We start from the raw sequence: 8,395 nt of genomic DNA on the forward strand, positions 1-8,395 counted from the left end.
GGCGCGGTGAAGGCCGTCGCCGGGCAGAGGGCGGTCCGGTCTACCAGGCCACCGGCAGTTCGGTGAGGCCGCCGGAGAGCTGGCCGTCCAGCATCCGCAGCTCGTCCACCGGACGTACCAGGTGCAGGTCGGGCAGGCGGGTGAACAGCTTGGTGAAGACCGTGTTCAGCTCGATGCGCGCCAGGGGGGCGCCGATGCAGTGCCAGATGCCGTGGGCCAGGGTCATGTGCGGGTTGGGGGACCTGGTGATGTCGAACCGCTCCGGTTCGGTGTAGGCCCGCTCGTCGAAGTTGGAGAGGCTGAAGTCGAACAGGACCAGGTCCCCGGACCGGATGGTCACCCCGCCGATCTCGACGTCCTCGGAGGCGTAGCGCGGCAGGACCGATCCGCCGGCCTTGGCCGCCCGCAGCACTTCCTCCACGGCGAGCGTCATCAGGTCCGGGTCCGCCAGTGCCGCCGCGCGCTGCTCGGGGTGGGTGCTCAGGAGCACCACCCCGTCGTCCATGATCGTGACGACGCTGTCCAGCCCGGCGAACAGCAGGCCCACCGCCAGCGGTGCCACGCGCGCCTCGGGGAGCCCTCCTTCGGTCAGCCGGGTCATGATGTCGTCGCCGGGTGTGGTCCGCTTCTGCTCGACGAGTCCTTCGATGAACGCGAAGAGGCCGCGCTGTCCGCGCTCCACGCCCTCGCGGTCGTTCAGCAGGGCCATTTGGGACAGCAGCGTCGTCAGCTGTTCGCGGTTCTCCACGGGGATGCCGATGATGTCGCAGAGGACCGCCAGGGCGACCGGTGCGGAGACGCCGCCGTGCAGGTCGCCGGGCGACCCCTGGGCGATGAACCGGTCCAGTACGGCGTCCACGACCGCTGCCACCTGCGGCTGCATGTCGCGGACCCGCCGGGCGGAGAACATCGGTGTGAGCAGCCGGCGGTACTCGGTGTGCGTTTGGCGTCCGGCCTCGGCGTCGGTGTCGGTGATCATCAGGTCCAGGTAGGCGCTCCTGACGTACCGGGGCGCGTTCGCCGGGTCGGGGTGGGAGCGGCCGATCCGCTCGTCGTGCAGCAGTTGCTTGAGCTCGGCGTGGCGGGTCACCAGCCACCCCTCGTCCCCGGCGGGGGTGCGCACCCGGCAGACCGGCCCCTGTTCCTGGAGTTCGCGCAGGAGCGGGCTCACCGTCAACAAGGCAGGCGTCTCAAGACTGAGGGAGGGGAGGTCCTGGGGGGAAGCGGTCATGGAAGGTCTGCCTTTCACGCATGGGTCGGAACTGATCGCTCGGCGGTCGGTCATGGCGTGGGTCGTCGCGGTGCTGTCACGCTCCGCCGACGGAGCCGAGCCAGTCCTCCACGGTCTCCGCGGTCGGTGCGGCGTGCTCCTTGACGATGGAGAAGTGGTCGGCGTCGACCGTGCGGACGCAGGCCGACGGGATCAGGGCGGGCTTCTCCTCGCCGCCCGGACCGTCGGACCCGGCCGCGGCGGGCCCGAGACCGGCGACCGGCCTCCCCGCTCGGAGGGTCAGCACGGGAGCGGTCGTGTGCTGCACGTCGAGCCCCTTGAGCAGGCTCATCCACCAGCCCATCGCGGACAGCCTGGAGTTGGTCATCCGCACCGGGGAGACCTCGTCGACCGTGAAGAAGTGCTGTATCAGGCCGTGGTAGTCGTGGTCCTCGCTGTCCGCTGCGTTGTCGTGCCGGATGCTGAGGGTGTCCAGCAGCACCACGGCCGCGGGCTTGATGCCCCACGTGCTCTCCAGCAGGCACGCGGCCGCGTAGGCGAACGCTCCGGCGGAGGAGTGTCCGACCAGGACGAAGGGCTCGCCGTCGCTCGCGCGCAGCGCGCTTTCCGCGATGACCCTGGCCGCGCTCCCGGCCGTTGCGGGCAGCCGCTCCCCCGCGGCGAAGCCGATCAGCGGCAGGGCGCTGACGTGCCGCCTGCCCCGGAAGGACGCGGCGAACCTGGCGTACTCGTGGACGCCGCCGTTGGCGGTGGGCGTGCTGACGCAGATCAGCCGGGGCCTGCCGGGGCCCTCGGCGAGCGTGGTGGCCAGCGGCAGGTCCTCCAGCTCGGCCGTGCTCTCGAAGGTCGGGCGGATGCCGCCCAGGGCCTTCACCATGAGCCGGGCCTCCAGGATCCTGCCGTTCTCCACGGCGTCGAGGAACATCCGCTCCAGCGAGTCCACTTCCTGCCCGGCGGCCGGGCCTCCGGGCGCCGCGCCGGACGGGGAGCCGTCCGGGCCCGGCCGTGCGGCGAGTTCGCTGCGCAGCCACGTGGCGAGGTTCTCGGGGGTCCGGTTGTCGAAGACCACGGTGGCGGGCAGTTGCAGCCCGGTGGCCGCGGCGATCCTGTTGCGGAGCTCGACCGCGGTCAGGGAGTCGAAGCCCAGCTCGAAGAAGTCCCGGTGGACCTCGATGCCCCGGTCCGACGCGTGCCCCAGCACGGCCGCGGCCTCGCTCCGTACCAAGTCGTTCACGAGACGGGCGCGTTCGCCCTCGCCCAGTTCCGCGAGCTGCCGGGTGAATTGCTGCGCCGTGCCGGCACCGGTGGCCGCGGCGGCGGCGCGGCGGCCGGATTTGACCAGGCCGCGCAGTACGGGCGGTACGGGACCGGCGGCCCGTACCGGCCCGGAGGCGCGGCCGAGCGCGACGAGGTGGGCCGCGTCGCACGCCCCCGCCGCGTCGAGCAGGGCCAGCCCCTGCTCGACGGAGAGGGGCGACGCCCCGTACGAGGCGATGCGCTGCATGTCCGCCTTGGTCAGCGCGGCCGTCATTCCGCTGCCCTGTGCCCACGCGCCCCACGCCAGGGACTGGGCGGGCAGGCCCTGTGCGTGGCGGTGGTGGGCCAGGGCGTCGAGGAAGACGTTGCCCGCCGCGTAGTTGCCCTGTCCCGGAGTTCCCATGACGCCGGAGATGGACGAGAACAGCACGAACGCGGCCAGGTCGAGGTCCTTGGTGGCCTCGTGCAGATGCCACGCGCCGTCCGCCTTCGGACGCAGCACACCCGACATCCGCTCGGCGTTCAGCGAGGTCACCACGCCGTCGTCGAGGACACCGGCGGTGTGGATCACCGCGGTCAGCGGGTGCTCGGCCGGGACCGAGGCCACGAGCCCCGCCACCGCCTCACGGTCCGTCACATCGCACGCGATGACACGGACTTCGGCACCACGGTCGGCCAACTCGTCGCGCAGCTCGGAGGCGCCCGGCGCCTCCGGGCCGCTCCGGCTCACCAGCAACAGGTGTTTCACGCCACGTTCGGTCACAAGGTGACGGGCCAGCTCACGGCCCAGACCGCCCGTGCCTCCGGTGATCAGGACGGTGCCGTCCGCGGCCCACGTGCGCGGCATGGTCAGCACGATCTTGCCGATGTGCTGGGCCCGGCTCATGTGGCGGAACGCCTCGGGAGCCCGCCGCACGTCCCACGTCGCGACCGGCAGCAGGCGCAGGACACCGGCGGCGAACAGTTCCAGCAGCTCGGACAGCAGCTCCTGGGTCCGCTCGGGGCCGGCCTCGCCGAGGTCGAAGGCGCGGTAGCGGACGGCGGCGACCGCCTCCGGGTCGCGGATGTCGGTCTTGCCCATCTCCAGGAAGCGACCGCCGGGAGCGGTCAACCGCAGTGAGGCGTCCACGAATTCACCGGCGAGGGCGTTGAGCACCACGTCGACGCCACGGCCGTCCGTGACCTCCAGGAACCGCTGCTCGAAATCGGTGGTGCGGGACGACGCGATGTGATCGTCCGGGACGCCGAGTCCGCGCAGGGTGTCCCATTTGCCCTCGCTCGCCGTGGCGAACACCTCGGCACCGAGGTGACGGGCCAGCTGGATGGCCGCCATGCCGACGCCACCCGCACCGGCGTGAACGAGGATCCGCTCGCCGGGCTTCAGGGCCGCGAGGTCCTTCAGGGCGTACAGGGCGGTCAGGAAGACCAGCGGCACCGACGCGGCCTGAGCGGGCGACCAGCCGTCGGGAATCCTGGCGAGGAGCCGCTCGTCGCACACGGCCACGGGGCCGAAGCCGCCGAACATCATGCCCAGCACCCGGTCGCCCACGCGCAGTCCACGCACTCCGGGGCCGGTCCCGGTCACCACGCCGGCGCCCTCGGCGCCCAGCCGCCCGGCCTCGCCCGGATACATGCCGAGGGCGTTGAGCACATCGCGGAAGTTCATGCCCGCGGCCTGGACCTCGATCCGTACCTGCCCCGGCCCGAGCGGCTCCAGGACCTCCAGGCACGGTGCGAGCAACAGCTTGTCCAGGCTCCCCTTGGCACCGGAGTCCAGCCGCCACGGCACCCCGGCGGGCGGCAGCAGCCCCGCACCGACGCCCAGAGCGCCCAGCCGTGCCACCCGCACGGCACCGTCGCGCGCCACGAACTCCTCTTCGCCGGAAGCCAGCAGGCCCGGCAGGAGCGGGAGCGTGGCCGAAAGGTCGTCCTTCTCGGTGTCCAGCAGCACGAACCGGCCCGGATTCTCCGACTGCGCCGACCGCACCAGGCCCCACACCGCGCCCGCGGCCAGGTCACGTACGGTCTCGCCCTCATCGGCGGCGACAGCGCCGCAGGTGACGAACACCAGACGCGAGTCCGCGAACCGCCCGTCGGCCGACCAGGACTGGACCAGGTCCAGGACCCGGGCCGTCAGCTCGTGGGTGGCGGCGGGCACGTCGTCGCCCGTGCCGGACACGGGAACCAGCACCAGGTCCTCGTGGCCCGTGAGGTCCGCCAGGGAGGCGACCGACGCGCCCGCGCCGAGCCCGTCGGCGCCCAGGACCACGCACCGGGCCCCGGTGGACGGCACCTCGGGGGCGGGCACCCAGTCCAGCGACAGCAGCATGTCGTACTCCGCGCCGCGTGGCGCGGACGCCGGGGCCACCGGTCCCGATGTGCCGCGCAGAATCAGGGCCTCCGCCGACAGCACGGGCGCGCCCTCGACGTCGACGGCCGCGAGGGACACGCGGTCGTCGCCGGTCCTCGTGACCCGGGCCCGGACGGTCGAGGCACCGCCCGCGTGCAGCGACACGCCCTGCCACGCGAACGGCATGAGGAGCTGGCCCTCGTCGCCGACACCGGCCATGCGGTGGGACTGGATCACCGCGTCCAGCAGCGCCGGGTGGAGCCCGAACGACGCGGCCTCACCGGCGGCGTCGAGCGGCAGCGCGGCTTCGAGGAAGACCTCGTTCCCGCGCTGCCAGACCGAGCGCAGGCCCTGGAACGCGGGGCCGTAGCCGGTCCCCTCGTAGAAGCCCTCCAGATCCACGGCCACCGCGTCCGGCGGCGGCCAGGTCTGCGAACCGAAGTCCTCGATCCGCTCCCCGCCGGTCAGTGTGCCGTTGGCGTGCTGGATCCACGGTCCGTCGGGCGCGCCGTCGGCGCACGAGTGCACGGAGATCGTGCGGACGCCCGCCTCGTCGGGGGCACCGATCAGCACCTGGACCAGTGCGGCGCCCTCCTCCGGCAGTACGAGGGGGGTGAGGAGGACGAACTCCTCGACCCTGTCGCACCCGACCTGGTCACCGGCGCGCATGGCCAGTTCCAGGAAGCCGGTGGCCGGGAAGAGGACGTTCCCGCCGATGGCGTGGTCGGTGAGCCACGGGTGGGTCTGGAGCGACAGCCTGCCCGTGAACACCACCTCGCCGGAGTCCGCGAGAGCGAGCATCGCGCCCAGCAGCGGGTGTTCGGCGGGCAGCAGACCCGCGCCGGTCACGTCCCCGGTGAGCGCGGCGGGCCTGGGCCAGAAGCGCTCGTGCTGGAAGGGGTAGGTGGGCAGGTCGGTACGGCGGGCGCCGGTGCCGGCGAAGAGCCCGGCCCAGTCCACCTCGACACCCGCGACGTGGAGCCGCGCGAGGGCGGTGAGGAGGGCCGTCTCCTCGGGGCGGTCCTTGCGCAGCGCGGACACCGCCACCGGGCCGTCGTCCAGGCTGTGCTGGGCCATCGCCGTCAGCACACCGTCCGGACCCAACTCCAGGAAGACCACAGCGCCTTCGGACGCCAGAGCACGTACACCGTCGGCGAAACGGACGGTCTCCCGCACATGCCGGACCCAGTACTCCGCCGAGCACACGAGCCCTTCGTCAGCGAGCTCGCCGGTCACATTCGACACCATCGGAAGCTGCGGAGCCTGGAACGAAATACCCTCGGCGACCCGCCGGAATTCATCCAGCATCGGATCCATCAACGGCGAGTGGAAAGCGTGGCTCACCGACAGCCGCTGCGTCTTACGACCCTCGGCGGCCAACTTCTCTGCAACACCCAGCACTTCGGCCTCAACACCGGCGATGACAACCGACTCCGGGCCATTGACCGCCGCTATCGACACACCCTCCACCAGCCGCGCGGCAACGTCCCCTTCCCCGGCCTGAACGGCGACCATCGCACCACCCGCGGGAAGCGCGTTCATCAACCGCGCACGAGCAGCCACCAGCCGACAGGCATCCCCCAACGAGAACACCCCCGCCACATGCGCCGCAGCAATCTCACCGATCGAATGCCCCGCGACAAAGTCCGGGCGAACACCCCACGACTCCACCAACCGGAACAACGCCACCTCAACAGCAAACAGAGCAGGCTGAGCAAACCCCGTCCCGTTCAACCGCTCCGCATCACAGAACATCACCTCACGCACATCACCACCGAAATACCCCAGCACCGCGTCCAAAGCCTCCGCGAACACCGGGAAACGGCCGTACAACTCCCGCCCCATCCCCACCCGCTGCGCACCCTGCCCCGAGAACAGCACCGCGAGATTCCCGGACCTGTCCTCGGCCGATCCGCGCGCGACCTCGACGGTCCCGTCGTCCTCGGCCAGCAGGACCACGCGGTGTTCGAGGTGGGCGCGGGAGGTCGCCAGCGAGAAGCCGACGTCGAGCGGGGAAGGGCCCGTCAGCGTGGAGATCCGCTCCAGCTGGGCGGCCAGGGCCTCCTCGGACTTCGCCGAGACGGGCCACGGCACGGCCGACAGCGAGGTCTTCGGTCCGTCCTCGTCCCCGGCGCCGGGCTCCTCGGGGGCCGGGGCCTGCTCGATGATGGCGTGGGCGTTGGTGCCGCTGATCCCGAACGCCGAGACACCCGCGCGCCGCGGCCGGTCGGTCTCCGGCCACTTCTGAGGATCCGTCAGCAGCTCCACCGCGCCGGCAGACCAGTCCACGTGCGAGGACGGCGCGTCCACGTGCAGAGTCTTCGGCAGGACGCCGTGCCGCATCGCCAGGATCACCTTGATGATGCCCGCGACGCCGGCCGCCGCCTGTGTGTGACCGATGTTCGACTTGATCGACCCGAGCCACAGCGGCCGCTCGGGGTCCCGGTCCCGGCCGTACGTGGCGAGCAGCGCCTGCGCCTCGATCGGGTCGCCGAGTGTGGTGCCCGTGCCGTGCGCCTCGACCGCGTCCACCTCGGACGCCGACAGCCCCGCGCTCGCCAGCGCCTGCTGGATCACCCGCTGCTGGGAAGGGCCGTTGGGGGCGGTCAGGCCGTTGGAGGCGCCGTCCTGGTTGACCGCGGAGCCACGGACGACCGCCAGGATCTCGTGGCCGTTGCGGCGGGCGTCGGAGAGGCGCTCCAGGACGAGGACGCCCACGCCCTCGGACCAGCTGGTGCCGTCGGCGGAGTCCGCGAACGCCTTGCAGCGGCCGTCCGCCGCCAGGCCGCCCTGCCGGCTGAATCCGGCGAAGCTCATCGGGGTCGAAAGGACCGTCACACCGCCGGCCAGCGCGAGCGAGCACTCGCCGTTGCGCAGCGCGTGGGCCGCCAGGTGCAGCGAGACGAGCGAGGACGAGCACGCGGTGTCGACGGTGACCGCCGGGCCCTCCAGGCCGAAGCTGTACGAGAGCCGGCCGGAGAGGACGCTGCCCGCGAGTCCGGTGCTGCCGTGCGCCTCGACGTCCTCGCGGGAGTTCATCACGACGCCGACGTAGTCGACGCCGTTCGTGCCGATGAAGACGCCGGTCTCGCTGCCCCGCAGGGACACGGGGTCGATGCCGGCGCCCTCCAGTGCCTCCCAGGAGCTCTCCAGCAGCAGCCGTTGCTGGGGGTCCGTCGCCACGGCCTCGCGCGGGGAGATGCCGAAGAAGTCGGCGTCGAAGGCGGTGGCGTCGACGAAGCCGCCCGCGGCCGGCGCGCCGCCGCTTCCGTCCCCGTCGAGGAGGCCGAGGTTCCAGCCCCGGTCCGTGGGGAACGCCGAGATGCCGTCCCGTCCGTCGTCCAGCAACTGCCAGAGCTCTTCCGGCGACCGCACCCCGCCCGGCAGCCGGCAGGACATCCCCACGACGGCAATGGGTTCCTGCTTGCCGGACTCGGCCTCCAGCAGCCGTTGGCGGGTCTGGTGCAGATCGGCCGTGACCCACTTCAGGTAGTCAACGAGCTTTTTGTCGTTCGACATGACGAGAGAAACCTTCCCTGTGAATATGGAGGCCGGAT

2 protein-coding genes are annotated in these 8,395 nt (G+C 72.0%); both read right to left on the reverse strand.

Features of this window, described 5'->3' with window-relative positions; all coding sequences use genetic code 11:
• Positions 1-40 precede the first annotated feature (40 nt).
• Positions 41-1,231 carry a cytochrome P450 gene (locus ACWD4A_RS00070; protein ID WP_451187258.1) on the reverse strand — a complete coding sequence of 397 codons (1,191 nt, stop codon included), beginning with the start codon at positions 1,229-1,231 and terminating at the stop codon, positions 41-43.
• 76 nt (positions 1,232-1,307) lie between these two features.
• A complete protein-coding gene (locus tag ACWD4A_RS00075; RefSeq protein ID WP_451187259.1) occupies positions 1,308-8,357 on the reverse strand; it encodes an SDR family NAD(P)-dependent oxidoreductase in 7,050 nt (2,349 codons plus the stop codon).
• Positions 8,358-8,395 lie beyond the last annotated feature (38 nt).

The organism is Streptomyces sp. NPDC002537, from assembly GCF_053594975.1.